The sequence below is a fragment of the Streptomyces pilosus genome, assembly GCF_014649835.1.
Lineage (GTDB): Bacteria > Actinomycetota > Actinomycetes > Streptomycetales > Streptomycetaceae > Streptomyces > Streptomyces pilosus.
This window is the reverse complement of sequence record NZ_BMTU01000001.1, coordinates 109,604-135,781: the sequence shown is the minus strand read 5'-3', so window position 1 is coordinate 135,781 and position 26,178 is coordinate 109,604. Positions and strand designations below refer to the sequence as shown.

Below are 26,178 nucleotides of genomic sequence, written 5' to 3'. Positions count from 1 at the left end.
GACACCCCGCCGTTGTGTACGCTCGTACACATGGGATACCTGCTGCTCGCCGGCGCCATCGCCGCCGAGGTGTGCGCCACCACGGCCATGAAGTACAGCGACGGCTTCAGCAGGCTCTGGCCCTCCCTGCTCACCGTGCTCGGATACATCGTCTCCTTCGCCCTGCTCGCCCAGACGCTGCGCACCGTCGCCGTCGGCACGGCCTACGCCATCTGGGCCGGGGTGGGCACCGCCGCCATCGCCACCATCGGCGTGGCGTTCCTGGGGGAGGGCCTGACCGTCGCCAAGGCCGCCGGGATCGCGCTGATCATCGTCGGCGTCGTGGTGCTGAACCTGGGCGGCTCGCACTGATGGCCCGGCGCCACGACCCCGAGCGGCGCCGGCGGATCATCGACGCGGCGATCCGGGTCGTGGGCCGCAGCGGCATCGCCGGGCTCAGTCACCGCAGCGTCGCCGCCGAGGCCGACGTGCCGCTCGGCTCCACCACGTACCACTTCAAGACCCTCGACGAACTGATGGTCGCCGCCCTGCGGCAGGCCAACGAGGGCTTCGCCGCCGTGCTCGCCGCGCGCGGCGGGCCGCAGGACGCGCGCACCGACCTGGCGGCCGAGCTGGCGGCCCTGATGGGCGCATGGCTCGCCGGTGACCGCACGGGCGTGGAGCTGGAGTACGAGCTGTACCTGGCCGCCCTGCGCCGTCCCGCCCTGCGCCCCGTCGCCGCGGAGTGGGGCGACGCCGTCGTGGAGCAGCTGTCCGGCCGCACCGACCCGGTCACGGCGCGGGCCCTGGTCGCGCTGATGGACGGGATCCTCCTCCAGGCCCTGCTGACCGGCACGCCCTACGACGAGGCCTACGCGCGGGACGTCCTGGGGCGGGTGATCCCTGCGGGGTGAGGCGGGGGCGCCGTCCGGGCGCCGGCGGTGTCCCGTGGGCGCGGCCCGGCACCTGAGACGGGCGGGGGACCGGTTCGCGTCGGCGGGCGCGAGGCGGTTAGGTTGCCCTTATGACCGACACGACTGCTCAGAGCACCACCGGCGCAGTGGCCGCCGGCCTCGCCACCCTCGCCGCCGACGGCACCGTCCTCGACACCTGGTTCCCCGCCCCCGAACTCGTCGCCGAGCCCGGCCCCTCGGGCACCGAGCGGCTCTCCGCCGAGCGGGCCGCCGAGCTGCTGGGCGGTGGCGCCACCGCCGCGGTGGGGCCGGACGCCCGCCGGGGTGTCGAGGTCGTCGCGGTCCGCACGGTCATCTCCTCGCTGGACGAGAAGCCGGTCGACGCGCACGACGTCTACCTGCGCCTGCACCTGCTCTCGCACCGCCTGGTGCGGCCGCACGGCCAGAACCTGGACGGCATCTTCGCCCACCTCGCCAACGTCGCCTGGACCTCGCTCGGCCCGGTCGCCGTGGACGACCTCGAGAAGGTGCGCCTCAACGCCCGCGCCGAGGGCCTGCACCTCGCCGTGACGTCCGTCGACAAGTTCCCGCGCATGACGGACTACGTCGCCCCCAAGGGCGTCCGCATCGCCGACGCCGACCGGGTGCGGCTCGGTGCGCACCTCGCCGAGGGCACCACCGTGATGCACGAGGGCTTCGTCAACTTCAACGCCGGCACGCTCGGCACGTCGATGGTCGAGGGCCGCATCTCGGCCGGTGTCGTCATCGGTGACGGCTCCGACATCGGTGGCGGCGCCTCCACCATGGGCACCCTGTCCGGCGGCGGCAACGTGCGCATCTCCGTCGGCGAGCGGTGCCTGATCGGCGCCGAGGCGGGCGTCGGCATCGCCCTCGGCGACGAGTGCGTGGTCGAGGCCGGCCTGTACGTCACCGCCGGTACCCGGGTCACCATGCCCGACGGCGAGGTCGTCAAGGCCCGTGACCTGTCCGGCGCGTCCCACATCCTGTTCCGCCGCAACTCCGTCACCGGCGCCGTCGAGGCCCGTCCGAACAACGCGGTCTGGGGCGGCCTGAACGAGGTCCTGCACAGTCACAACTGACCCGTCCGTCACGCCCGTACGGGTTACTCCCCGTGACTTCAGGGTCGTTTTGGCAGATGAACGGGTGGACACAGGGTCCGATCGGATGCCGGGACGGCCGATGTACAGGAATGGGGACGGGCGATGACGAACAACTGGGTGCGGGATGTGCTCCGTTGCGCGGTCGGGGTGATGGGCGTCGCAGCGGTGCTGGTGCTCTTCGGGACACTGGCGGGCACCGCGCACGCGGACGAGACCTCCGTGGGCTCGCGCAACGGCCACCGGGTGGCCCTGCTCAACGCCGACGTCGGTCAGATCGACGACCCCGCGGAGGACGTGCTGGAACACTTCCTGCTGTTCGGGGACGGGTACGCCTGGAACTGAGGGTCGCTCCGGCGGGCCGGACCGCGGTGCGGTCCGGCCCGCTTTTCCGTGCCGTTCCCCGCCGGGCTCCGTGCCTAGCCGACCCCGGTCAGGTCCTCGTGCAGCGCCCTGAGCCCGTCGGTCGTCGCGCGGTCGGCGGGCATCAGTGGGGGGCGGAGGGGGCCCGCGGGCAGGCCCAGGGTGGTGAGGAGGGCCTTCGCGGTGACCGTGCCGGGCAGGCCGTTCGACATCACGGCCTCGATGAGGGGCGTCATCCGCTGCTGGAGGTGCGCCGCACGGGCCGTCTCGCCGGCGTCGAAGGCGTCCAGCACGGCACGGACGTGCTCGGGGACCACGTTGGCGACCGTGCTGACACACCCCGCGCCGCCGACCGCGTAGAGGGCGAGGTTGTGCTCGTCGCAGCCCGCGTAGTACGCGAGGTCGGTGCGGGACATCAGCTTCTGCGCCGCCAGGAAGTCGTACGAGCAGTCCTTGACCGCCACGATCCGGGGGTGCTCCGCGAGACGGAGCAGGGTGCCGGGTTCGATGCGGGTGCCGGTACGGGCGGGGATGTCGTACAGGGCGAGGGGCAGGCCCGTCGAGTCCGCGACGCGCAGGAAGTGGGCCTCGATCGCGTCCTGCGGGGGCCGGCTGTAGTACGGGGCGACCACCAGGAGGCCGTCGGCGCCGGCCCGCTCGGCCTCGCGCGCCAGCGTGACGGTGTGGGCCGTGTCGGGCGTGCCGACGCCGGCGACGATCGTGGCGCGGGTGCCGACCGCCTCCCGCACCGCCGTGATCAGGGCCGCCTTCTCGGCGTCCGTGGTGGTGGGGGACTCCCCCGTGGTGCCGGACAGGACCAGCCCGTCGCAGCCCCGGGTCACCAGGCGGTCGGCGAGCCGGCCGGCGCCCTCCAGGTCGAGCGCGCCGGCGGGGGTGAACGGGGTGATCATCGCGCACAGGGTGCGGCCGAAAGGCGTCATGGGGGTAGTGTCGGCCGCCCGGTCGTGAAGTTCCACTTACATGTCGTGACGGGTATACGTAAGCATTGCTTGAAGGATAGCGGGAGGTGCGCGGGGGTACTCGGGTTCTCCCGACCCGAGAGGAGGAGCATCGTGACCGGAACCATCGAGCGACGGCCGGTTCGCGACGAGCACAGTGTGGGTGAGCTCGTCGGGCAGGCCACCGAGCAGATCTCCCGTCTCGCACGGCAGGAAGTGGCGCTCGCCAAGGAAGAACTGGCGGAGAAGGGCCGCCGTGCCGGCAAGGGCGGCGGGATGCTGGGGGCGGCGGGCGCGTTCGGCTACGCCGGGCTGCTGGCGCTGGCCGGCACGGGTGTCGCTGCGCTGGACCTGGTGCTGCCCCTGTGGGCCGCGGCACTCATCGTCACGGGCGTGCTGTTCCTCATCGCGGGTGTGCTGGCCGTCGCCGGCCGCGGGCAGTTGCGGCGGGCCACGCCGCCCAAACCGGAGAAGACGCTCGGCAGCGTGAAGGCCGACGTCGAGGAGATCAAGGGAAGGGCGCATCGATGACGCACGAGGTGAGGCGCGCGGGATCCGCCGCCGGGGCCCATGTCGACGCGGCCGCGGAGGCCGCCGCGACGGGGCGGGGGGCCAAGGGCCCGGACGAACTGCGCCGGCAGATCGAGCAGACGCGGCACCAGCTCGGCGACACCGTCGAGGAGCTGGCCGGGAAGATGGACGTCAAGGGCCGGGCGAAGGCGCGGGCCGAGGATCTGCGGGACCGCGCCGGGGCGCTGACCGTGCAGTTGCGCAGCAGCGCCGCGCACGCCGGTGAGACCGGCAAGCAGCACCGCAAGCCGGTGCTGATCACCGGTGCCGTGGTCGCCGCGGCGGTGGGCGCGGTGATGGTGCGGCGTCACCGGTGCTGACCCGGCGCGCCGTACGCCTGGCGGTCGGCGGGGGGAGAGGGCGGACGGCCGCCCTCTCCCCCCGCCGCCGTGTGCGGCCGTCCGCTACGGGCGGAAGCGCAGGATCTGCGGGTCGTGGTCGCTGATCTGGTCGTGGAACTCCGCGTTGATGTGCACGCTGTCGTAGCTGAAGCGCCGGATCGAGGGGGTGATCAGGATCTGGTCCAGGACCTGGCTGTTGCCCTGGTAGACGTAGGAGTAACGCTCCGACTTCGGGAGGGACTTGATCGCCGACCAGAGGGTGCCGCGGCCCTGAAGGATGTCGGTGGTCCGGGAGAACTCGAAGTCGTTGATGTCGCCGAGGGCCACGACGTGGGCGTTCTTCTGCGCCTTGAGGACCTTGGCGGTGAAGTCGTGGACCGCCTGCGCCTGGAGGTGGCGCTGGGTCTCCGAACTGCGGGCCGGCGGCTGGTACTGGGACGTCAGGCCCTGGTCGCCGCCCTTCGAGGCGAAGTGGTTGGCGACGACGATGACCGTGCGGCCCCGGAAGGCGAACTCGCCGGCCAAGGGCTTGCGGCTGTCCGCGAACGCCTCCGAGGCGGGGTCGACGCGGCCCGGGGAGAGGGTCAGGGCGGCCTTGCCCCGGACCTTGACGACGTCGGTGGGCGTGGTGGCGTCCCCGCCGGGGCGGTCGGTGAAGGAGACCCGCTCGGGGTTGAAGAGGAACGCCTGGCGGATGTTGCCGCCCGGCTGGCCGCCGTCCGCCTTGTCGGCCGGGTCGACGGAGCGCCAGTCGTACCGCGGGCCGCCCGCCGCCTCGATGGCGTCGATCAGCAGGGCCAGGGTCCGGTCGGCGGCCACCGTGCCGTCGTCGGTGGCGCCGTTGTTGTCCTGGATCTCCTCCAGGGACACGATGTCGGGGGAGCGGAGGTTGTCCACGATCGCGGCGGCGTGCGCGGCGAAGGTGTCGTCGGACGGGTCGAGGTTCTCGACGTTGTAGGTCGCGATCGCCAGTTCGGAGCCGTGCTGCGCCCGGGTCGTCTCGCGCCGCAGGTCACCGGGGGCGAGGGTGCCCAGCTTGCCGGCCACCAGCGTGTACCCGCCGAACTGGTTGTAGTCCAGCGGTCCCTCGGTCGTGCCGGAGAGGGTGTCGCCGACGTTCGCGTCGGGGAAGTCGGCCGCCCTGCCCAGCGACTGGATCTGCAGACGCCCGGTGTTCTGGGAGTCGTAGGAGCCGTAGACCGTGCCGCCGCGCGCGTTGCGGTGCTCCCACGGCTTCACCGTGACCCACAGCTCCGTGTACGGGTCGGTCGCGCCCACCACCCTGGTGTCCGAGACCTGGACGTTCATGCCCTCCAGGGACTCGTACAGGTCCAGCGCGTAGCGGGCGGGCCGCAGGCGCAGGTCGTTGATGGAGCCCTCGGCGGTGGGCGCGTAGGCGGCCGGGACGGATCCCGCCGTGACCGGCGTCGCGGCCGGCACCGGGTTGCCACTGGAGAGGACCGTCACGGCCGGACGGCTGATCTGCGTCAGGGACTGGTTGCCGGACGAGGTGCCGCCCGGGACGTACTCCGTCACCGTGCCGGAGACGCTGACCGCGTCACCGACGGCGACGTCCTGCGGCGTGGACCCCGTGAAGACGAAGACGCCCTCACTGGTCGCCGGGTCGGAGTCCGGGGAGGCGTCCTGTATCCAGAAGCCGCGGGACGAGCCGTAGGTGCGGACGCCGGTGACGATCCCGGTGACCTCGCTGACCTGCCGGCCCGCGTACGGGGATATGCGGGTGTCGCCCTGGATGTCATGGATGCGCAGCGAGTCCGCGTGCGCGGGCGAGGTGAGGACGACGGTGGATGCCGCGGTGCACACGGCGGCGACGGTGAGCGCGGCGAGACGCGCGGACGACATGCTCGGCAACGGATTCCCTCCGGGGAACGTGATCTACGCCGGGATGTGAGGGTGGAGCGTGGGTCACTCCCTGTCTACGCGCGTCAATCTCCAGCCTGGCCAAGCCACTTGTCAAGGTTTCGGCCATGTACGGACCCTGAAGGGGAGATGAAGCGGGCGGCATGGGTGGAAATCCGTCTAGGCTGAGCGGCCGAGTCGTCAGAGGCCCTAGGAGAAACAAACCGATGTCAGACAGCTCCATCCTGCCGCCGGCGCGGCTGCGCACCGAAGCGGAGCTGGCGCGCGACGCCCTGTCCACCCCGGTCCTGTCCCGCGCCGCCGGGCTCGCCCGCTGGGCCGGGCCCGCGACCCGTGTGGACGCCGGCGGCGGACTCGTCGAGGAGCAACTGCCCGCGGCCGCCGCGGAACTCGGTCTGACCGGCGACGACGCCGCCGCCCGCGTGAGCGAGGCGTGGCGGGTCGCCGTCGACACCGGACTCGTCGGGATCGTCGACGAGGAGGAGGGGACCGTCGCCGCGGGCGCCGAACTGGCGCTGCTCACCGGCGGATCGCCGCGGGACGTGCTGGAGGTCTGGCTCGCCGCCCTGGAAACGGTGATCGGCGACGTGAGCGTCCCCGATCTGGGGGGACTCGTCGACGCCATCGCCGAGGGAGAGGGCTCCGGGGAGCTCGACCTGGAGAACCTCGACTGGGACCCCGAGGCCGAGGCCGACTTCCTGGACGGAGTGCTCGGCAACCTGTACCTCCTGACGGTCGGGGCGGAGGGTCCCGAAGGCGCCCCGGTACCGCTGCCCGCGCTGGCCGCGTCGGTCATCGTCCCCGACGACATGCCCGAACCCACCGACGACGTCCTGCAGCAGGTCTCCGACGCGATGATGCGGCTCGACGACCAGTTCCGCGAGCTCGAACCGGTGGGGCTCGTCGAGTACCACCCGGTCGACGAGGCGCTGATGGCCGACGCCGACGAGGAGCCCGCGGCACCGGTGGACGACACCGACGTCTCCCGCTACGGCATGGTGCGGCTCACCCCGCTCGGACTCTACGGGCTGCGCGCCCGGCTGCTGGAGGCCGGATTCCAGGCGCCGGCGGTCGGCGACCTCGCCGACAAGGGAGCCGACGCCCTGCTCGACGGAACGGCCGTCTTCCCGCCCGCCGCCGCGCACGCGGAGACCGAACAGTGGCTGGCCCGGCGCGAACCCCTGGCGTCCGCGCGCGAGTTGCTGGCGGCGGCCCGCGGCACCGACGAGGGCGCGCCGCTGCGCCGGCTGCGGTGCCAGCAGGCGCTGTCGCTGGTCGGCGCGTCCGCCGAGCCCGCCCTGCGGGAAGTCCTGGCCGACCCCGAACTGGGGGGACTGGCGCGGGTGTGGCTGGCCGAGCACGGGGCGGCCGACGTGCCGCCCCCGTCCGAGGCCCTGATCTTCTGGCTGACCATCGACACCGTCGCCGCCCAGCTCGCCGCGGAGGGCAACTCCGAGGAACTGCGCTCCCTGGTGGAGGGCCTGGCGCGGCAGCACAGCGGCTTCTTCGACACCGCCTGGCGGGTGGACCACCCGGCCACCGCGGACGTGCTGGAGGCCATGGGACGCCTGCACCCGGACAAGAAGATCGCCAAGGAGGCACGCAAGGCCGCCTTCAAGGCCCGGTCACAGCACGGCGGCTGAGCTCCACGGCCCGGAAGCGGGACGAGCGCCGCTGGTTAATTCGCTCGCCCGGCCGAGGACCGCCCTTCTAGAGTGATGCACGTCCAGGTGCGCAGGCAGGACCTACTTCCACTCATCATGGGGCGGTCGCGGGTTCGAATCCCGTCACCGGCACGACGCGCCGGTGTAGCTCAGAGGCCAGAGCACCATCGTCGGTTCCGCCGAACTGAACTCTGGACACCGAACACTTCACGCACCTCCCGGTGCGCGGGCCGCGGCTACTTCTTCTCCATGGATTCCCTGCCGCCGCCGACCTGATCTCGGGAGGCGCAGCAGGGGGCCGGGTGCCCGGTGCGCAGGCAGCGGATACTTCTCGGATCAGGTTTGTTGCGGGTTCGAATCCCGTCGTCGGCCCGGGGCCGACGTGGCGGAAAAGGAAGACGCGCCTGACGTGTCCCGTCGCCGACCTCGTTCTCGGGCACCCCCCTCCTCGCGCCTCCCTCCGAAGAACACAGGGATTCGGGGGAATTCCGCATGGCACGCTTCAACATCAAGAAGGCGAAGGCGCAGCCCACCTCGCGCGTGACGTCGACGGGCCGCGTCCTCACCACGCACCAGGGCGGCCGGGGCCGGGAGCGTGACGCCCGCTCCGAACTCTTCCTGCTCGCCGTCTCCCACTTCGTGACCCAGCAGACCTTCTACGAGAGCGGCGACCGCCGTGACGACCGGTTCGCGAGGCTCGTGCGGGACCTCGCCGTGACGGACCCGTCGTGGACGGCCGGCCTGCTCGGCTGGCTGCGCGGCGAGGGCAACCTGCGCACCGCCTCCCTGGTGGGCGCCGCCGAGTACGTCAGGGCCCGGCTGGAGGCCGGGGCGACCGCCGGCCCGTCGAACCGGCAGGTCGTGGACTCCGTGCTGCGGCGCCCCGACGAGCCCGGTGAGCTGCTCGCCTACTGGACGGCCACGTACGGCCGGAACATCCCCAAGCCCGTCAAGCGCGGTGTCGCCGACGCCGTGCGACGCCTCTACGGGGGCAGGGCGCTGCTCAAGTACGACACCGCCTCCCGGGGCTACCGCTTCGGCGACATCCTGAACCTGGTGCACGCGGCCCCCGACCCGGACAAGCCGTGGCAGGGCGAGCTGTTCCGCTACGCCCTGGACCGCCGGCACCACCCGGACACCGCGGTGCCGCCCGCCTCGGACCGTGTCCTCACCGCGCACCTCGAGCTGATGGCGCTGTCCGTCGAGGAGCGGCGCGCGGTCGTCACGGCACCCGGCGGCGCCGAGCGGCTGGCCGCCGCCGGCTTCACCTGGGAGGCGCTGGCGGGGTGGCTGCGGGGGCCGATGGACAAGGCGGCCTGGGAAGCGGTGATCCCGTCCATGGGGACGATGGCGCTGGTGCGCAACCTGCGCAACTTCGACGAGGCGGGAGTCTCGGACGAGGTCGCCGCGTCGGTCGCCGCCCGTATCGCCGACCCGGCGGAGGTCGCGCGGTCGCGGCAGTTCCCCTTCCGGTACCTCGCCGCGTACCGGCACGCGCCGTCGCTGCGCTGGTCGTACCCGCTGGAGCGGGCGCTCGGGCACGCGCTGGCCAACGTGCCGGAGCTGCCGGGCCGGACGCTGGTCCTCGTCGACCGCTCGGGTTCGATGTTCCACTCCCGCATGTCGGACCGCTCCGAACTCACCCGCGCGGACGCGGCGGCGGTCTTCGGCACGGCGCTCGCGCTGCGGGCGGCGAAGGCGGACCTCGTTGAGTTCGGCTCGACCAGCGGGCCGGTGCGCTTCCGCCGGGGCGAGTCGGTGCTGAGGATCCTCGACCGGTTCGGCGACCTCGGCGGCACCGACACCACCGGGGCGGTGCGCCGGCACTACGCGCGCCACGACCGGGTGCTGATCGTCACCGACGAGCAGTACGCCTTCAGCCACCACGGGGACCCGACGGAGCAGGTCCCGGCACACGTGCCGGTCTACACCTGGAACCTCGCCGGCCACCGGGCGGGCCACGGCCCGTCCGGCACGGCGAACCGGCACACCTTCGGCGGCCTCACGGACGCCGCGTTCCGGATGGTCCCGCTGCTCGAGGCCGGGCGGAACGCCGACTGGCCGTGGGCCGCGTGAGAAACGCCGGGTGCCCCCGTCCGACGGGGCACCCGGCGCTCCGAAGGCGTGACTACAGGGCCTGCGCGGCCGGCTTGACCATGCCGCGGACCGTGCGGGACTTCACGAAGTCCCCCATCGCGGTCATCTCCCACTCGCCCGAGTACTGGCGGATCAGCTTCGCCATCATCACGCCCGTCTGCGGCTCGGCGCTCGTGAGGTCGAAGCGGACCAGTTCCTCGCCGGTCGTGGTGTCCAGCAGACGGCAGTACGCCTTGGCGACCTCGGTGAACTTCTGCCCGGAGAAGGAGTTCACCGTGAAGACCAGGCCGCTGACCTCCATGGGGAGCCGGCCGAGGTCGACGGTGATGGTCTCGTCGTCCCCGCCGCCCTCGCCGGTGAGGTTGTCGCCGGAGTGGCGGATCGCGCCGCCCACGATCTGGAGCTTGCCGAAGTAGCAGCTGTCGATGTGGTTGCGCTGCGGGCCGTAGGCGATGACCGAGGCGTCCAGGTCGATGTCCTTGCCGCGGTAGGCGGGCTCCCAGCCCAGCCCCATCGTGACCTGGGAGAGCAGCGGGCGGCCGCCCTTCATCAGGGAGACGGTCTGGTTCTTCTGGAGGCTGACCCGGCCCTTGTCGAGGTTGATCTTCCCGGAGCCGGGAGCGGGGGCGGGCGGAGCCGGGGGAGCGGCGGGGGCGGCGGGGGCCGCGGGTGCGGCGGCCGGCACGGGGGGTGCCTGCGGGGCGGCGGCCGGCTGGGCCGGGGCGGCCGGGGCGGCCGGTTCCTCGACCGTGACGCCGAAGTCGGTGGCGATGCCGGCCAGGCCGTTGGCGTAGCCCTGGCCGACGGCGCGGGCCTTCCACGCGCCGTTGCGCAGGTAGATCTCGACGACCACCAGTGCCGTCTCCGAGCCGAGGCCGGGCGGTGTGAACGTCGCCAGGACGGCGCCGCCGTCCGCGTCGCGGAGGGTGGCCGTCGGCTCGACGCCCTGGAAGGTCTGGCCCGCGGCGTCGGGGCTCGCGGTCACGACGATCTTCTCGATGCCGGGGGGCACGGCGGTGGTGTCCACGGTGATGGCGTCGGGGGCGGTGCCGCCGCCGGAACGGTAGGTCACGCCGGGGCCGGCGGGCTGGTTGTAGAAGATGAAGTCGTCGTCGGAGCGCACCTTGCCGTCGGCGGTGAGCAGCAGGCCCGAAACGTCGAGCCGCACGGGCGCGGAGACGTCCACCGTCACGCGGGCGGTGGGGAGGGGGATGTTCGAGCCGGGGGTCATAGCTGTCATGCCGGGTGAACGAGCGAAGGCGTTTTACCGTTCCCTTACCGTGGGCCGTATGGCGCAGCCGGTCCCCGGCCCGGGCTCAGCGGCGGTTGCGGGGGTGGTTCCGGGCCGCTCGCTCGTTGCCGCGCTTGTAGTCGCCCGTCCAGCGGGCCATGACCAGCTGGGGGTCCGGGGCGGTGGTGACCTCCCCGAGGAAACGGTCGGCCCGGTCACCGTGGAGGGTGGTCGCGAGGCGGGTGTGGTGGGTGATGCGGACGGTGCGGCCGGAGTGAGCCTCGTAGGCGAAGCCGTGCGGTCGGGGCATGCCGGGGATCGTACGGGGCCGGGGGCGGGGCGGCCCAGGGGTTTTCCACCGGCCGCCCCGCCTCGGCTCCCGCTGCCGGTCCCGGCTGCGTGTCCCGCCCGGGGCTGCCCGGCGGGGTCGCCCGCCGGCGTGGCGGACGGGTCAGGGCACCACCACGATCTTCCGGCCCACGCCCGCCGCGAACTGGTCGAGGGCCTCCGGGTAGCGCTCCAGCGGGAGGCGGTCGCTGATGAAGACGTCCGGGTCCAGGACGCCGCCCGCGAACAGCTCCGCCGCGCGCTCGTAGCTGTGCAGCACGGCCATCGACCCGGTGATCGTGATCTCCTGGTTGTAGATCCGGTACGGATCGATCCGCACCCGCGTCGCGTAGTCGGCGACACCGAACTGCAGGAACGTGCCGGCCTTCGCCACCCGGTCCAGACCGTCCTGGATCGCCGCCGCGTTCCCCGTCGCGTCGATCACGAGGTCCCAGCCCTGCGGCCGGTCCAGCTCGTCCGGTGTCGCCGCCGACCCGGACACACCGAGCTGCCGGGCCGTCTCCAGCCGCGCCGCGTTGAGGTCGACCACGTCGACGCTCGCCGCGCCGGTCCGCTTCGCCAGCTCCAGCATCATCAGGCCCATGGTTCCGGAGCCGTAGATCAGGACGTGTGCGCCGAGCCGCGCCCGGAGCACGTCGTAGCCGCGCACCGCGCAGGACAGCGGCTCGATCAGCGCGGCGTCCTGCGTGCGGACGTGCTCGGGCAGCTTCACGCAGTTCGCCACCGGGGCGAGGGCGTACCGGGCCGCGCCGCCCCCCGTGGTGACGCCGATCGCCGCCCAGCGTTCGCAGAGGTTGCTGTGGCCGGTGCGGCAGTAGCGGCACTCGTGGCAGTAGAGGGACGGGTCCACCGCCACCCGGTCGCCGGACGCCACCTCGGTGACCCGTGTGCCGACGGCGACCACCTCGCCGGCGAACTCGTGGCCCGGCACGATCGGGAGCCTGGGGGCGAACTCGCCCTGGAGGATGTGCAGATCCGTGCCGCACAGTCCACAGGCCGCGACCTCGACGACGACGTCGCGGGGCCCCGGCGTCGGGTCCGGGACCTCGGTGACGACGGCCTTGCCCACGGACTCGATGACGGCGGCCTTCATTTCACGGCTCCCAACGACAGGCCCTGGACGAGTTTGTCCTGGGCGGCGAACCCCGCGGCGAGCACCGGCAGGGAGATGACGAGCGACGCGGCGCACACCTTGGCCAGGAAGAGGCCCTGGCTGGTGATGAAACCGGTCAGGAAGACGGGGGCGGTCTCGGCGACCACGCCCGTCAGCACCCGGGCGAACAGCAGTTCGTTCCAGCTGAAGATGAAGCAGATCAGCGCCGTCGCCGCGATGCCGGGCAGGGCGATCGGGGCGACCACGCGGGCCAGCACCGTCGGCAGCCGGGCGCCGTCGATCTGGGCGGCCTCGATGACCGCCACCGGGACCTCGGCGAGGAAGGACTGCATCATCCACACCGCGATCGGCAGGTTCATGGAGGTGTAGAGCAGGACCAGCAGCCAGATGTTGTCGAGCAGCCCGGCGTTCTTCGCGAACAGGTAGATCGGCAGCAGGCCGGCCACGACGGGCAGCATCTTGGTGGAGAGGAAGAAGAACAGCACGTCGGTCCACCGCTTCACCGGGCGGATGGACAGGGCGTAGGCCGCGGGCAGGGCCAGCAGCAGGACGAGGAGGGTGGAGGCGACGGACGCCACCGCGGAGTTGATCAGGGCGGGCCACGGGCTCGCGCCGCCGTCCGCGCCGAAGAACTCGCGGTAGCCGTCCAGGGTGAGCGCGGCGGCGAAGGACGGCGGGTTGGTCGCCGCGTCCGTCTCGGAGTGGAAGGACGTCAGGGCCATCCAGGCGATGGGCAGGAAGAACACGATGCCGGCCAGCCAGGCGACCAGGCCCAGGCCCGCTCCGCCGCGGAACCGGCCGCGGGTGCGTACGGCGTTGCTGCTCATGCGCGGGACACCTCCTCGCGGAACAGGGACGACACCACGCGCAGGGCGAAGGTCGCGATGACGATGGAGCCGATGACGACCAGGACGCCGGCGGCCGAGGCGAGGCCGTTCTCATGGGCCTGGTAGAAGGTCTGGTAGACGGTGTAGGGAAGGTTGGCGGTGCCGAGGCCGCCGGAGGTGAGGGTGAAGACGGCGTCGAAGTTCTGCACGATGTAGATCGAGCCGAGCAGGGCGCCCAGTTCGAGGTAGCGGCGCAGGTGGGGCAGGGTGATGTGGACGAAGATCTGCCAGTCGCTCGCCCCGTCGACGCGGGCGGCCTCGAGCTGCTGCTGGTCCCGGCTCTGCAGTCCGGCGAGCAGGATCAGCATCATGAACGGGGTCCACTGCCACACCAGCGCGGTCTGGACGGCCAGCAGCGGCGTGTTGGAGATCCAGTCGGGCTGGGGGCCGCCGACGTAGTGCAGCAGACCGTTGAGGAGCCCGTACTCGGGGTTGTAGAGGACGTGCTTCCACAGCAGGGCCGCCGCCACCGGGACCACCAGGAACGGGGCGATGAGCAGGGTGCGGACGATGCCCCGGCCGCGGAACCTGCGGTCCAGCAGCAGGGCGAGGAGCAGTCCGAGGACCAGGCTGGCCAGGACCACCCCGACGGTCAGCAGGACCGTCGTCCAGACGGACCGGCGCAGGTCCGCGTCGGTGAGGACCTCCTGGTAGTTCGCGAAGCCGGCGAAGCCGCGGGCGTCGGGGTAGAGGGAGTTCCAGTCGAGGAAGGAGATCACCAGGGTCGCCACGAAGGGCAGCTGGGTGACCACGATCATGAAGATCAGGGCGGGCAGCAGGGGGCCGCGGGCGGCCCAGGCGCGCAGCCGGTCGGAGGACCGGCGGGGGGCCGGGTGTGTCCCCGGCGCGGCCGCGGGGGCGGTGGTCGTGGCGGTCATCGTCCCTCGTACTCCTCGGAGATCTCTTCTGCGAGCTGCTGGGACTTCCTCAGGGCCGACTCGACGGACTGCCGTCCGGCGATGGCCGCGCTGATCTCCTGGGAGACCCGTGTGCCGAGATCGGTGAACTCGGGGATGCCGACGAACTGGATGCCGGGCGCGGGGCGGGGCTGCACCCCCGGGTCGTCGGGCCGGGCCCGTTCGATGGCCTCCTTGGTCATCTCCTGGAAGGCGGCGGCCTCCGCGCGGTAGTCGGGGTTGGCGTAGGTGGAGGCGCGCTTGCCGGCCGGGACGTTGGACCAGCCGATCTCGTCGCCGACCAGCTGCTCGTACTCCTTGCTGGAGGCCCAGGAGACGAACTTCCAGGCGTTGTCGGGGTTGCGGGAGGCGCCCTGGATGCCCCAGGCCCAGGTGTAGAGCCAGCCGGAGGACTCGGTCTTCTCCACGGGGGCGGGGGCGTAGCCCACCTTGCCCCTGACGGGGGAACCGTCGGCTTCGAGGGAGCCGGCGGCGGAGGTGGCGTCGTACCACATGGCGACCTTGCCCTGGGTCATGTTGTTGAGGCATTCGGCGAACCCGGCCTGGGGGGCGCCGGACTCGCCGTGCTCACGGACCAGGTCGACGTAGAACTTCGTCGCCTGCTGCCACTCGGGGGAGTCGAGTCCGGCGTTCCAGTCCTCGTCGAACCAGGTGCCGCCGAAGGTGTTGACCACGGTGGTCAGCGGGGCCATGACCTCGCCCCAGCCGGGGAGGCCGCGCAGGCAGATGCCCTTCATGCCCGGTTCGGCGCCGTCGAGTTCGGCGGCGAGGTCGGCCACCTGCCGCCAGGTGGGCCGGGCGGGCATGGTGAGGCCCTCCCGCTCGAAGACGTCCTTGCGGTACATCAGGAAGGACGACTCGCCGTAGAAGGGCTGGCCGTAGAGCTTCCCGTCGTCGCCGGTGAGGGACCGGCGCATCGGTTCGAGGACGTCCGGCTGGTCGTAGCCGGGGTCGTCGGCCACGTAGGAGTCCATCTCCTTCAGCCAGCCGTTGCGGGCGTAGATGGGGATCTCGTAGTTGGACAGGGTGGCCACGTCGTACTGGCCTGCCTGGTTGGCGAAGTCCTGGCTGATCTTGTCGCGGACGTCGTTCTCCGGGAGCACGGTGAAGTTGACCTTGATGCCGGTCTTCTCGGTGAAGTGCTCCGCGGTGAGCTTCTGCAGTTCGACCATCTGCGGGTTGTTGACCATCAGGACGTTGACGGAGTCGCCGCCGGAACCGGCCCCGCCCGCTCCGACCCAGCAGCCGGAGAGCAGCGGGGCGAGCAGCGTCCCTGCGGCGGCCGCGGCGAGTGCGGCTCGCGGTGGCCTCCAGCGGCTCTGGGTGTGCATGGATCACTCCTCGACGAAAGCGGCGTACGGGATGTTTCAGGACGGGTGGGGCGCGGGGTGGGCGTCGCCGGGCACGGCTCCGCCCCGAGGGGGCGTGGACGGGGTGTGTCGCTTCGGCGGTCCGGTCCGCCTCAGACCCGGATGACCTGGGGTCCGAGCAGGGAGTAGCGGTGGGCCTCGGCGGCCGGCAGCAGGGTGCTGGTGACGATCGCCTCCAGCGCGCCGATCTCGGCGAACCGGCAGAAGCTGACCGCGCCGAACTTGGTGTGGACACCGGCGAACACCACCCGGCGGGCGGCCCGGACGGCCTGCGCCTTGACCTCGCTGACGGCCGGGTCGGGCGTGGTCAGTCCGTGTTCGCGGGAGATCCCGTTGGCGCCGATGAACGCCAGGTCGATGACGAAGCCGGCGAGCATCTTCGTGGTCCAGTGGTCGACCGTGGCGAGGGTGCCGGAGCGGACCCGTCCGCCGAGCAGCAGGACGGACACGGTGCCGGTCTCCGCGAGGGCGCCCGCGACCGGCAGGGAGGCGGTGACCACGGTGAGCGGCCGGTCGGCGGGCAGGGCCTCGGCGATGAGCTGCGGGGTGAAGCCCTCGTCGACGAAGACGGTCTCGGCGTCCCCGAGGAGGCCCGCCGCGGCGGCCGCGACCCTGCGTTTCTCGGGGACGTGGCTGGTGGCGCGGAAGGCGAGTGTCGTCTCGAAGCCGGCGCTCTCCACGGGGTAGGCGCCGCCGTGGGTGCGGCGTACCAGCCCGTGGTCCTCCAGTGCGCGCAGGTCGCGGCGTACGGTCTCCCTGGCCACACCCAGGTCGGCGGCGAGGGCGGTCACGTCGACCGAGCCGGTGGTACGCGCCACCCGCACGATCTCCCGCTGGCGCTCTTCGGCCGTCCTGTTGCTCATGGCCGCACCCCTGCTTCCTGATTTCGCTGCCCGTTCGGGCCCGGTGCGGCCCATGCAGGAAGTTCTACAGCGGGTGCCCGCCGCTGACCAGGTCTGTTGCGAGTCCGTTCCTGCCCGCTTGTGCCCGTTCGGCGGGGGCGGTGCCCGGCGCGGACCTGGGAGGGTGCCCGGGGAGGGGTGGGAGCGGGCAGTGCGGATGCCCGTATGCCGCGGCGGGCGGGCCCGTTCGGTGCCCGCCCGCCGCCGTCGCCGATCGTTTCGCGCCGTCGTGGCGCGTGGGGTGCCGTCGTCAGTGCGGCCAGACGGGCGGGTCGGTGACGAAGTGGCCGCCCAGGCGGGCGTGGGCGGGGTCGTCCGGGTCCAGCTCGCCCTGTTCGGCGATCAGCTTCTCGGCGTACGGCTCGGAGTCATCGCGCGGTTCGTAGCCGAGCGCCCGCGCGGAGGTGAGGTCCCACCACAGGCGGGTGTTGGCGGAGGAGCCGTGGACGACGGTGTGGCCGACGTTCTCGGCGGTCAGGGCGGCGTGGAAGAGGCGGGCGCCGTCGGCGGGGCTCATCCACACCGAGAGCATGCGCACGCTGGTCGGCTCGGGGAAGCAGGAGCCGATGCGCACGGAGACGGTCTCCAGGCCGTGCTTGTCCCAGTAGAGCTGGGCGAGGTCCTCGCCGAAGCACTTGGACAGGCCGTAGAAGGTGTCCGGGCGGTGCGGGACGTCGACGGGGATGAGGGGGTCGTCGCCCCGCGGGCGCGGGGTGTAGCCGACGGCGTGGTTGGAGGAGGCGAAGACGATGCGCCGCACGCCCTCCTCGCGGGCCGCCTCGTACAGGTGGTGGGTGCCCTCGATGTTGGCCCGGAGGATCTTGTCGAAGGAGGCTTCGAGCGAGATGCCCGCGAGGTGGACGATCGCGTCGACGCCGCGCACCGCCTCGCGCACGGCGTCCTTGTCGGCGAGGTCCGCGACGATCGCGTCGGGTGCGCCGTCCACGGGGCGCAGGTCGAGCAGGCGCAGTGTGTAGCCGTACTCGGGGAGCAGCTCCCGCATCAGGGTGCCGAGGCCGCCGGCGGCGCCGGTGAGCAGAACGGTGCGGGGAGCGGGCATCCTCGGGTCTCCTTGCGGCGCCGGCCGGGTCGCGCGTGCACGTGGACGCACGCCATTCATATGCGTGGACACGCTAAGGAGGTCGGGCGCGGCTCGTCAAGTGTCCCCCGGTGATCGTTCGGCCTTCCGCGGAATGCGGGAATCGGCTGGTGTGCGGCGCGGCGCGGCGCTTGACCGGCGGTCCCGGGGCGCCTTAGCGTGGCAGTCGTTCAGAGATATGGACGCTAGTCACGCATATGGACCTGGGAGAGCATGTGACGTCAGCCGCCCCTCTCGCCGCCCGACTCGAAGTCCCCAGCGGGCCCCTGTTCTTCCCGGTCACCGCCTACGGACCGGACGGCGCCGTCAATCTCGACGCCTACCGGCTCCATGTGCGGCGCGGGGTGGAGGCCGGGGCCGCCGCGGTCTTCGCCTGCTGCGGCACCGGCGAGTTCCACGCGCTGACACCGGAGGAGTTCGCGAGCTGCGTCCGGGCCGCCGTCGAGGTCACCGGGGGCCGCGTGCCGGTGGTCGCGGCGGCCGGTTACGGCACGGCGCTCGCGGTCCGCAGCGCGCGGCTCGCCGAGGACGCCGGCGCGGACGGGCTGCTCGCCATGCCCCCGTACCTGGTCAGGGCCGGACAGGAAGGGCTGCTGCGGCACTACCGGGAGATCGCCGCGGCCACTTCCCTCCCCGTGATCGTCTACCAGCGCGACAACGCCCTCTTCAAGCCGGAGACGGTCGTCGGACTGGCCCGCACCGACGGGATCATCGGCCTCAAGGACGGCCACGGCGACCTCGACCTGATGCAGCGCACGGTCAGCGCCGTCCGCGCGGCGGCCGGGGAAGACTTCCTCTACTTCAACGGGCTGCCCACCGCCGAACTCACCCAGTCCGCCTACCGGGCCCTCGGCGTCACCCTGTACTCCTCCGCGGTGTTCTGCTTCGTGCCCGAGATCGCCCTCGCCTGCCACACCGCCCTCCGCACCGGCGACGGCGCCACCCTCGACCGGCTGATCGACGGCTTCTACCGGCCGTTCGCCGAACTGCGGGACCAGGGCCCCGGGTACGCCGTCTCCCTCGTCAAGGCCGGGGTGCGGATGCGCGGCCTGGAGGTGGGGGAGGTGCGGCCGCCCCTGCAGGAACCCGCGGGGGATCATGTCAAGCAGCTCGCTCACCTGATCGAGCGGGGACTCGCGCTGCTCGAGGAGGACATGTGAAGGCGTCGGCGTTCGTCTACCCCTGGGACGTCATCGGGGATCCGGAGGCACCCGCGCGGATCGCCGCGCTCGGCACGGCACAGGTGACGCTGGCCTCCGCCTACCACTCCACCCGCGCGCTGACGCCCCGTCACCCGCGTCACCGGATCGTCACCGCCGAGCACGCGGCCGTGCTCTACCCGATGGGGGAGGACCGCTGGGCCGGCCGGGCCCTGCGCCCCTACGCGGCCGGCGACTGGGCGCCCGGCGACGCCTTCGGCGAGGCCGGCGCCGCGCTCGCGGACGCCGGCCTGGAGGTGCACACCTGGGTGGTGCTCGCCCACAACTCCCGCCTCGGCGCGGACCATCCGGACACCTCCGTGGTCAACGCCTACGGCGACCGCTACCCCTGGGCGCCCTGCATCGCCCGGCCCGCCACCCGCGCCTACCTGACCGGCCTGGCCGCGGAGGCGGCGGTGCGCCCCGGGGCGCGCGGCACCGAACTGGAGTCCCTCGGCTGGTACGGGCTGGCCCATCTGCACGCCCACGACAAGACCGCCGGCGTCGGCCTCGGGGACGCCGGGCAGTACCTGATGTCCCTGTGCTTCTGCCCGGTCTGCCGCGACGGCTACGGGGACCGGGGCCTGGACGCCGACGCGCTCGCCGCCTCCGTGCGCACCGCGCTGGAACCGGTGTGGCGGGGGGCGCCCTCCGACGGGGGCTGGGCGGGCGTCGGCAAGCTTCTCGGCGAGGCGACGGCGGACGCCACGCGCGCGTGGCGCGAGGAGGTGGCCCGCACGCTCCAGGAGGCGGCGGTCGCCGCCGTACGGCAGGCGGCCCCCGAGGGCTTCCAGGTCCTCCTGCACGCCGATCCGGTGTCCTACCACTGCGGTGCCAACGCCGGCGTCGACCCGGCGCACATCCTCTCCGTCGCCGACGGGGTGGTCGTGCCCTGCACCTCGGGCGCCGCTCCGCTCACGCCGTTCGCCCGGGAGGGCCGTGAGGGCGCCGTCCTCGCCGCCAACCTCACGGTCGTCTCCGGCATGGGCGGCAGCCCCGCCACCCTCGCGGCGGACGCGACCGAGGCCCGCCGGCTGGGCGCCACGGAACTCCGGCTGTACCACGCGGGGCTGGCGTCGGACGCCGATCTGGAAGCGGTGCGCGCGGGGCTCGCCGCGCTCTGACCGGGGCGGGCCGGCCTCCGGACCGGCGCGTTGCCGGGGAGGTGCCGGGGCGCGGCGGCTGTGGGGGACGTGTCAGGGGGTGGCGGGGCCGGACGGACCTGCGGTGGCGGTGGGCCCGGGGCGGGCCGGGCGCCGGAGCAGCAGCGCCGCCGTCACCGCGAGCGCGGCCCCGGCCGCAGCCAGCAGCAGCCGGTGATCGAGGAGTTCGACCAGCGCCGCTCCCGCCGCGAGACCGAGGACGTTGGGGGAGAGGACCACGGTGTCGGCCGTGGCGGTGACCCGGCCCAGCAGCGGCGCCGGGGTCTCCCGCTGCACGGCGGTCAGCGTGGCGATCAGCACGGCGGGCAGCCCCACCCCGATCGCCGCGCTGCACACCCACGCCAGGGCGACGTCCGGCACCGCGCGCAGCGCCACCGCGACGGACAGCAGGGCGATGCCCCAGGCGGCGAAGCGCCGGGTCCCGAAACGGCGCAGCGCCGGCCCGGAGAGCAGGCCGACCGTCACCGAACCCGCTCCCTGCACGGCGTACAGCACACCGGCGTACGCGGGGGAGCGGCCCAGGTCCTCCACCACGGCGTAGACCAGCGCCCCGCTCACGCCCGCGCACAGCATCGTCGCGCCGCCCGCCAGGACGAGCGGGCGCAGCAGGGGGTGCGCCCGCAGGTGACGGGCGCCCTCGACGGCCCGGACGGTCCGCTCGCGCCGGCCGCCGGCCGGGGGCCGCGGCCTGTCCTCCCGCACCCGCAGCAGGGCGTACACCACCGCGGCCAGCAGGAAGGTGGCCGCGTCCAGACAGGCGACGGCCGCCCCGCCGTACGCCGTGTACAGGGCCGCGCCCGCGAGCGGGGCCAGCAGCTTCATGCCCTCGTTCGCGGTCGTCCGCAGCCCGTTGAAGTCACCGAGCAGGGAGCGGTCCACCGCGGTGGCGATCAGCGCCGACTCCGCCGCGTCGTGGACGACGCCCGCCGCCCCGTACACGAACAGCACCGCGTACAGCAGCCACAGCCGGTCCGGCGCGTCGACACCGCCCAGGGTGAGCAGCAGCCCCGCCACGAGCAGGCTCGTACCGATCAGCAGCGGCCTGCGGCGCGTCCGGTCCGCGAGCGTCCCCAGCAGCGGACCGGCCAGGGTCGGCGCCCACATCGCCAGCAGGCACAGGGCGGCGAGCCCGTCCGACCCGGTGAGGTCCTTGACCCACACCCCGGAGGCCAGCCACAGCGCGGAGGTGCCGAAGCCGGAGATCACCACCGCGGTGAGGTACAGGCCCGCGTTGCGGTCCCGCACCACGCGGACCGCCGTCCATGCCGTCGTCGTCATGCCTGTCCATGGTGGTGCCGGGGCGGGGCGACGGCATCGGGCAGATGCCCTAGACGCGGGGCGCGGGACGAAGAGCGCGCGCGGCGGCCGATGAGTTCCGCCACCGGGGCCGGTCATCCCTGTGGCACACCACCGTCTCCCGGGAGCAGGCCATGACCGACACCACGCTCGACCTCGGACCGCAGACCCTCGTCGTGGCGCGTCTCGCCGAGGCCGTCACCGACGCGCAGCTGGCGGACCCGACACCGTGTCCGCGCTACGCCGTGCGCCACCTGCTGGGCCACCTCCTCGGCCTGGCCGTCGCCTTCCGCGACGCCGGTCGCAAGGACCTCGGCGTCACCACCGACACCAGCCCGGACGCCGCCCTGCCGGACCTCGGTCCCGGCTGGCGGGAGGATTTGCCCAAGGTGCTCGACGAGCTCGCCGGGGCGTGGCGCGACCCCGCCGCCTGGACCGGCATGACCCGCGCGGGGGGAGTGGACCTGCCGGGCGGGGTCACCGGTGCGATCGCCGCCGACGAACTGGTCGTCCACGGCTGGGACCTGGCCCGCGCCACCGGACAGCCGTACACCCCCGATCCGGCCGCGCTGGAGGCCGCGCACGCCTTCCTCCTGGTCGCCGCCCAGGAGGGCGAGCGGGGCGACGGCATCTTCGGCCCCGTCGTCCCCGTCCCGTCCGGCGCCCCGCTCCTGGACCGGGCGGTCGGCCTCAGCGGCCGGGACCCGGGCTGGACCCGGCCCGCGTGACGAGGCGCCCGTGGACACGGGCCACGAGGAGGCCCGGAGCCGTCCGGGCCTCCGCCGCACGACCCCGGTGCGGGGATCCGGGGCGTTCACCGCATTGCGGCGGCACACGAGTGCCCGTACGGACCGGCACCGTCCGGGCCCGTCCGCGGAGGTCGAGCCCGGGGCTCCGCGCCGGCGCCTGAGCGATCCCCTGCCCGGCCCGGTGCGGGTGGCCCCCGAGCCGCCCGCACCCGGGCCCGCGCCGTCACCGCCCCAGCCCGCACCCGGGCCCGCGCCGTCACCGCCCGAGCCCGCGCCGGGCCCGCGCCGTCACCACCCGCGCCCGCGCCGGGCCCGCGCCGTCACCACCCGCGCCCGTCACCGCCCGGGCCCGCGCCGTCACCGCCCGAGCCCTCTTCCTCCGCGCGCCCGGCACCGGTTCCCGTCGCGACAGCGAACACGTCCACCTCGCGCCCGGGACCGCTGCCGCCGGGCCGTGACTCCGCCGGCGGGGCCGTGTCCCCCGCCCGGGAGGGCCGCGCCGGCACCGCGTGAGGCAACGACAAGTTCCTTTGTCAGAAGCATTGACGAAACTCTCGGCCCGCTCCTACGGTCATCCGCGTCGTACTTCGTACGTCATATATGAGACGCGATACGCGAGATCTGATCCCGCGAGATCCGAGAGGCGCGCATGACCTCTGTGCCCACGCCGATCCCCTCACGCACGCAGTTCGTGCTGGAGGAGATCAAACGCCGCATCCTCACCGGCCTGTTCACGCCGGGCCAGGCCCTGGTCGAGACCGACCTCGCCGCACAGTTCGGGGTGTCCAAGACCCCGGTGCGCGAGGCGCTCAAGACCCTGGCCGGCACGGGTCTGGTCGTGATGAGCCAGTACAAGGGCGTCACGGTGCGCATGGTCGACGCGGACATGGCGCGCGAGGTCTACGACGTGCGACTGCTCCTCGAACCCGAGGCGCTGAAGCGCGCGGTGCGCCGCGGGGCCTCCCTCGACGCCGCACGTGCCGCGCTGACCCGGGCCGACGAGGCCACGGACACCGCGGAACGCTCCCTGGCCAACCGCGAGTTCCACCGCGCCCTCTACGTGCCGTGCGGCAACCCGCTGCTCGGCCGGATGCTCGACGAGGTCCGTGACCAGGCCGCTCTGGTCTCCGCCGTCGCCTGGGCCGCCGACCCCTCCTGGGAGCGGGAGGCCAGCGAGCACCGGGAGATCCTGCGTCTCGCGCTCGGCGGGGACGCGGACGGCGCGGCACGCGCCCTGCACTCGCACATCGCGTCGTTCGTGCGACGGGCCTTCCCCGAAGCGGAGTTCGAGGCGGCCCCGGAAGCCCAGAAAGAGGACGGTCAGGCATGACAACGACGTTCGAGACCCAGCGGGCGGCCCTGGCCGACGTGGTGGCGATCCCGGTGACCCCGTTCGCCGAGGACGGCTCCGTCGACCCAGGCACCTACCGGGCCCTGCTGCGTCGTCTCCTCGACGGTGGCATCACCACCCTCACCCCCAACGGCAACACCGGAGAGTTCTACGCCCTCACCCCCGACGAGCGCCGCCTGGTCACCGAGCTGACCATCGAGGAGGCCGGCGGCCGCTCGGCGGTCCTGGTGGGAGTCGGCCACGACGTGCCCACCGCCATCGACTCCGCGCGGCACGCGCGGGACCTCGGCGCGCAGATGGTGATGGTGCACCAGCCCGTCCACCCCTACGTCTCCCAGAGCGGCTGGGTCGACTACCACCGTGCCATCGCCGAGGCGGTGCCCGGTCTGGGCGTCGTCCCCTACATCCGCAACGCCCAGCTCACCGGCGCCCGCCTCGCCGAACTCGCCGACACCTGCCCCAACGTCATCGGTGTGAAGTACGCCGTGCCGGACGCCGCGCGGTTCGCCGCGTTCGCCCGGGACGCGGGACTGGAACGGTTCGTGTGGGTGGCGGGGCTCGCCGAGCCGTACGCCCCCTCCTACTTCTCGGCCGGCGCCACCGGCTTCACCTCCGGCCTGGTCAACGTCGCCCCGTCCGTCTCGCTGAACATGATCGAGGCGCTGCGTTCCGGCGACTACCCGACCGCGATGAAGGTGTGGGAGCAAATCCGGCGCTTCGAGGAGCTGCGCGCCGCCAACGGCTCCGCCAACAACGTCACCGTCGTCAAGGAGGCCCTCGCCTCCCTCGGCCTGTGCCGCCGGGAGGTCCGCCCGCCGAGCAAGCCGCTGCCCGAGAACGAGCGCGCCGAAGTCGCCTCCATCGCCGCCGGATGGTCCATATGAAGTCCCCCGAACAGCTCCGCAGCCACCAGTGGTACGGCACCGACGGACTGCGCTCCTTCAGCCACCGCGCCCGCACCCGTCAGCTCGGCTACCTGCCCGAGGAGCACCTGGGCAAGCCCGTCATCGCGATCCTCAACACCTGGTCCGACATCAACCCCTGCCACGTCCACCTGCGCGACCGGGCGCAGGCCGTCAAGCGGGGCGTGTGGCAGGCCGGCGGCTTCCCTCTCGAATTCCCGGTCTCCACCCTCAGCGAGACCTTCCAGAAGCCGACCCCCATGCTCTACCGCAACCTCCTCTCCCTGGAGACCGAGGAACTGCTGCGGTCCTACCCGGTCGACGGGGCCGTGCTGATGGGCGGCTGCGACAAGTCCACCCCGGCGCTGCTGATGGGCGCCGCCAGCGCCGACCTGCCCACCGTGTTCGTGCCGGCCGGACCCATGCTGCCCGGGCACTGGCGCGGGGAGACGCTCGGTTCCGGCACCGACATGTGGAAGTACTGGGACGACAAGCGGGCCGGTGTCATCGGCGACTGCGAGATGCAGGAACTGGAGAGCGGCCTGGCCCGCTCGCCCGGCCACTGCATGACGATGGGCACGGCCTCCACCCTGACCGCCGCCGCCGAGGCACTCGGCGTCACCGTGCCGGGCGCCTCCAGCATCCCGGCCGTCGACTCCGGACACGACCGGATGGCCGCCAGGGCCGGCATGACCGTGGTCGACCTGGTCCACAAGGACCGGAAGCTGAGCGACATCCTCACCGCCGACGCCTTCGAGGACGCGGTCACCACCGTCCTCGGACTCGGCGGGTCCACCAACGCCGTGATCCATCTGATCGCCATGGCCGGACGCGCCGGGGTGAAGCTCACCCTGGACGACTTCGACCGCGTCGCCCGCACCGTCCCGGTCCTCGCCAACGTCCGCCCCGGCGGCGAGAAGTACCTGATGGAGGACTTCCACTTCGCGGGCGGCCTGCCCGGCTTCCTCTCCCGCATCCCCGACCTGCTCCACCTGGACCGGCCCACCGTCTGCCACGACACCCTGCGCGAGCAGATCGCCGGCGCGCAGGTGCACGACGACGACGTCATCCGCACCCGCGACAACCCGGTCGCCCCCGAGGGCGGAGTCGCCGTCCTGCGCGGCAACCTCTGCCCGGACGGCGCCGTCATCAAGCACATCGCCGCCGAACCGCACCTGCTCCGGCACACCGGCCGGGCCGTCGTCTTCGACGACTACCGGCAGATGCAGCGGACCATCAACGACCCCTCCCTGGACATCACCGCGGACAGCGTGCTGGTGCTGCGGGGCTCCGGCCCCAGAGGCGGCCCGGGCATGCCCGAGTACGGGATGCTGCCGCTCCCCGACCACCTGCTCAAGCAGGGCGTCCGGGACATGGTGCGGATCTCCGACGCCCGCATGAGCGGGACGAGTTACGGCGCGTGCGTGCTGCACATCGCCCCCGAGTCGCACGTCGGCGGGCCGCTGGCCCTGGTGCGCACCGGTGACTCGATCACCCTCGACGTCGACAACCGCGTGCTCCGGCTCGAGGTCGACGACGACGAGCTCCAGCGCCGCAGGGCGCAGTGGACGCCGCCGCCCGCCCGCCACGAGCGCGGCTACGGCGCCCTGTACGACGAGCAGATCACCCAGGCCGACACCGGCTGCGACTTCGAGTTCCTCGCCCGGCCGGGCACCGTCCAGGACCCCTACGCGGGCTGACCCGCCGCGCCCGCACGGCCCCCGCACACCTACGAAGAAAGCGCTTCCTCCCAGCTCATCGGCT

25 protein-coding genes are annotated in these 26,178 nt (G+C 73.1%); 14 read left to right on the top strand and 11 right to left on the bottom strand.

Annotated features, from left to right (window positions below; all coding sequences use genetic code 11):
- Positions 1-30 precede the first annotated feature (30 nt).
- The 4 genes from IE118_RS00650 (at position 31) to IE118_RS00635 (ending at position 2,356) form a co-directional block, all read left to right on the top strand.
- Positions 31-351: a DMT family transporter gene (locus IE118_RS00650; protein WP_189555210.1), complete on the top strand. Its 321-nt coding sequence runs from the start codon at positions 31-33 to the stop codon at positions 349-351.
- Positions 351-893, top strand: a complete 543-nt coding sequence (locus IE118_RS00645; RefSeq protein WP_189555209.1) for a TetR/AcrR family transcriptional regulator — start codon at positions 351-353, stop codon at positions 891-893. The genes IE118_RS00650 and IE118_RS00645 overlap by 1 nt, the downstream gene beginning before the upstream one ends.
- Before the next feature lie 110 nt (positions 894-1,003).
- Positions 1,004-1,993 (top strand): 2,3,4,5-tetrahydropyridine-2,6-dicarboxylate N-succinyltransferase, encoded by a 990-nt coding sequence (gene dapD, locus IE118_RS00640; protein WP_189555208.1) that lies wholly within the window; start codon positions 1,004-1,006, stop codon positions 1,991-1,993.
- A gap of 123 nt (positions 1,994-2,116) precedes the next feature.
- Positions 2,117-2,356, top strand: a complete 240-nt coding sequence (locus IE118_RS00635; protein WP_189555207.1) for a hypothetical protein — start codon at positions 2,117-2,119, stop codon at positions 2,354-2,356.
- A gap of 74 nt (positions 2,357-2,430) precedes the next feature.
- Here the strand turns inward: IE118_RS00635 and dapA are convergent, their stop codons facing one another.
- Positions 2,431-3,315, bottom strand: coding sequence for a 4-hydroxy-tetrahydrodipicolinate synthase (gene dapA / locus IE118_RS00630; protein ID WP_189555206.1), 885 nt, complete (start codon positions 3,313-3,315; stop codon positions 2,431-2,433).
- A 132-nt stretch (positions 3,316-3,447) separates the two neighbouring features.
- On the opposite strand from dapA, the gene IE118_RS00625 reads away from it, so the two are divergent.
- Positions 3,448-3,864, top strand: a complete 417-nt coding sequence (locus IE118_RS00625; RefSeq protein ID WP_189555205.1) for a phage holin family protein — start codon at positions 3,448-3,450, stop codon at positions 3,862-3,864.
- Positions 3,861-4,223 carry a DUF3618 domain-containing protein gene (locus IE118_RS00620; protein WP_189555204.1) on the top strand — a complete coding sequence of 121 codons (363 nt, stop codon included), beginning with the start codon at positions 3,861-3,863 and terminating at the stop codon, positions 4,221-4,223. The genes IE118_RS00625 and IE118_RS00620 overlap by 4 nt, the downstream gene beginning before the upstream one ends.
- Before the next feature lie 84 nt (positions 4,224-4,307).
- On the opposite strand, the gene IE118_RS00615 is transcribed toward IE118_RS00620, so the two are convergent.
- The gene (locus IE118_RS00615; protein WP_189555203.1) at positions 4,308-6,116 is read right to left on the bottom strand and encodes a DUF8508 domain-containing protein; all 1,809 of its coding nucleotides are present in this window, start codon (positions 6,114-6,116) and stop codon (positions 4,308-4,310) included.
- Positions 6,117-6,331: 215 nt separating this feature from the next.
- Here IE118_RS00615 and IE118_RS00610 point away from each other — a divergent pair, with 215 nt between their 5' ends.
- Entirely contained in the window at positions 6,332-7,768 is a 1,437-nt protein-coding gene (locus tag IE118_RS00610) for a hypothetical protein (RefSeq protein WP_189555202.1), read from the top strand.
- 513 nt (positions 7,769-8,281) lie between these two features.
- A complete protein-coding gene (locus IE118_RS00605; protein WP_189555201.1) occupies positions 8,282-9,865 on the top strand; it encodes a TROVE domain-containing protein in 1,584 nt (527 codons plus the stop codon).
- A gap of 52 nt (positions 9,866-9,917) precedes the next feature.
- On the opposite strand, the gene IE118_RS00600 is transcribed toward IE118_RS00605, so the two are convergent.
- The 8 genes from IE118_RS00600 to IE118_RS00565 form a co-directional block, all read right to left on the bottom strand.
- A complete protein-coding gene (locus IE118_RS00600; protein WP_189556036.1) occupies positions 9,918-11,117 on the bottom strand; it encodes a TerD family protein in 1,200 nt (399 codons plus the stop codon).
- Positions 11,118-11,202: 85 nt separating this feature from the next.
- Complete coding sequence (locus tag IE118_RS00595; protein WP_189555200.1) at positions 11,203-11,427, bottom strand: hypothetical protein; 225 nt, start codon at positions 11,425-11,427, stop codon at positions 11,203-11,205.
- Between the two features lie 141 nt (positions 11,428-11,568).
- Positions 11,569-12,558, bottom strand: coding sequence for a zinc-dependent alcohol dehydrogenase family protein (locus tag IE118_RS00590; protein ID WP_189555199.1), 990 nt, complete (start codon positions 12,556-12,558; stop codon positions 11,569-11,571).
- Positions 12,555-13,406, bottom strand: coding sequence for a carbohydrate ABC transporter permease (locus tag IE118_RS00585; protein ID WP_189555198.1), 852 nt, complete (start codon positions 13,404-13,406; stop codon positions 12,555-12,557). Before IE118_RS00585 ends, IE118_RS00590 begins: the two co-directional genes overlap by 4 nt.
- A complete protein-coding gene (locus tag IE118_RS00580; RefSeq protein WP_189555197.1) occupies positions 13,403-14,344 on the bottom strand; it encodes a carbohydrate ABC transporter permease in 942 nt (313 codons plus the stop codon). Before IE118_RS00580 ends, IE118_RS00585 begins: the two co-directional genes overlap by 4 nt.
- Positions 14,341-15,714 (bottom strand): ABC transporter substrate-binding protein, encoded by a 1,374-nt coding sequence (locus IE118_RS00575; RefSeq protein ID WP_189555196.1) that lies wholly within the window; start codon positions 15,712-15,714, stop codon positions 14,341-14,343. Before IE118_RS00575 ends, IE118_RS00580 begins: the two co-directional genes overlap by 4 nt.
- A 131-nt stretch (positions 15,715-15,845) precedes the next feature.
- Positions 15,846-16,616: a DeoR/GlpR family DNA-binding transcription regulator gene (locus tag IE118_RS00570; RefSeq protein WP_189555195.1), complete on the bottom strand. Its 771-nt coding sequence runs from the start codon at positions 16,614-16,616 to the stop codon at positions 15,846-15,848.
- Between the two features lie 289 nt (positions 16,617-16,905).
- Entirely contained in the window at positions 16,906-17,715 is an 810-nt protein-coding gene (locus IE118_RS00565; protein ID WP_189555194.1) for an NAD-dependent epimerase/dehydratase family protein, read from the bottom strand.
- Positions 17,716-17,951: 236 nt separating this feature from the next.
- Between IE118_RS00565 and IE118_RS00560 the strand changes: the two genes are divergently transcribed.
- Together IE118_RS00560 and IE118_RS00555 are read left to right on the top strand one after the other, a co-directional pair.
- Positions 17,952-18,914 (top strand): 5-dehydro-4-deoxyglucarate dehydratase, encoded by a 963-nt coding sequence (locus tag IE118_RS00560; RefSeq protein WP_189555193.1) that lies wholly within the window; start codon positions 17,952-17,954, stop codon positions 18,912-18,914.
- Positions 18,911-20,077: a hypothetical protein gene (locus IE118_RS00555; RefSeq protein ID WP_189555192.1), complete on the top strand. Its 1,167-nt coding sequence runs from the start codon at positions 18,911-18,913 to the stop codon at positions 20,075-20,077. The genes IE118_RS00560 and IE118_RS00555 overlap by 4 nt, the downstream gene beginning before the upstream one ends.
- A 72-nt stretch (positions 20,078-20,149) precedes the next feature.
- Here IE118_RS00555 and IE118_RS00550 read toward each other — a convergent pair whose 3' ends face one another.
- Positions 20,150-21,394 (bottom strand): MFS transporter, encoded by a 1,245-nt coding sequence (locus IE118_RS00550; protein WP_189555191.1) that lies wholly within the window; start codon positions 21,392-21,394, stop codon positions 20,150-20,152.
- A 152-nt stretch (positions 21,395-21,546) separates the two neighbouring features.
- Between IE118_RS00550 and IE118_RS00545 the strand changes: the two genes are divergently transcribed.
- The 4 genes from IE118_RS00545 to araD all read left to right on the top strand — a co-directional run bounded on the left by IE118_RS00545 (position 21,547) and on the right by araD (position 26,114).
- Positions 21,547-22,140 (top strand): TIGR03086 family metal-binding protein, encoded by a 594-nt coding sequence (locus IE118_RS00545; RefSeq protein WP_189555190.1) that lies wholly within the window; start codon positions 21,547-21,549, stop codon positions 22,138-22,140.
- Positions 22,141-22,810: 670 nt separating this feature from the next.
- Entirely contained in the window at positions 22,811-23,491 is a 681-nt protein-coding gene (locus tag IE118_RS00540) for a GntR family transcriptional regulator (RefSeq protein WP_189555189.1), read from the top strand.
- Positions 23,488-24,396: a dihydrodipicolinate synthase family protein gene (locus tag IE118_RS00535; RefSeq protein ID WP_189555188.1), complete on the top strand. Its 909-nt coding sequence runs from the start codon at positions 23,488-23,490 to the stop codon at positions 24,394-24,396. Before IE118_RS00540 ends, IE118_RS00535 begins: the two co-directional genes overlap by 4 nt.
- On the top strand, positions 24,384-26,114 hold the full coding sequence (araD, locus tag IE118_RS00530; RefSeq protein ID WP_189555187.1) for an L-arabinonate dehydratase: 1,731 nt from the start codon (positions 24,384-24,386) through the stop codon (positions 26,112-26,114). Before IE118_RS00535 ends, araD begins: the two co-directional genes overlap by 13 nt.
- Positions 26,115-26,178: the final 64 nt, after the last annotated feature.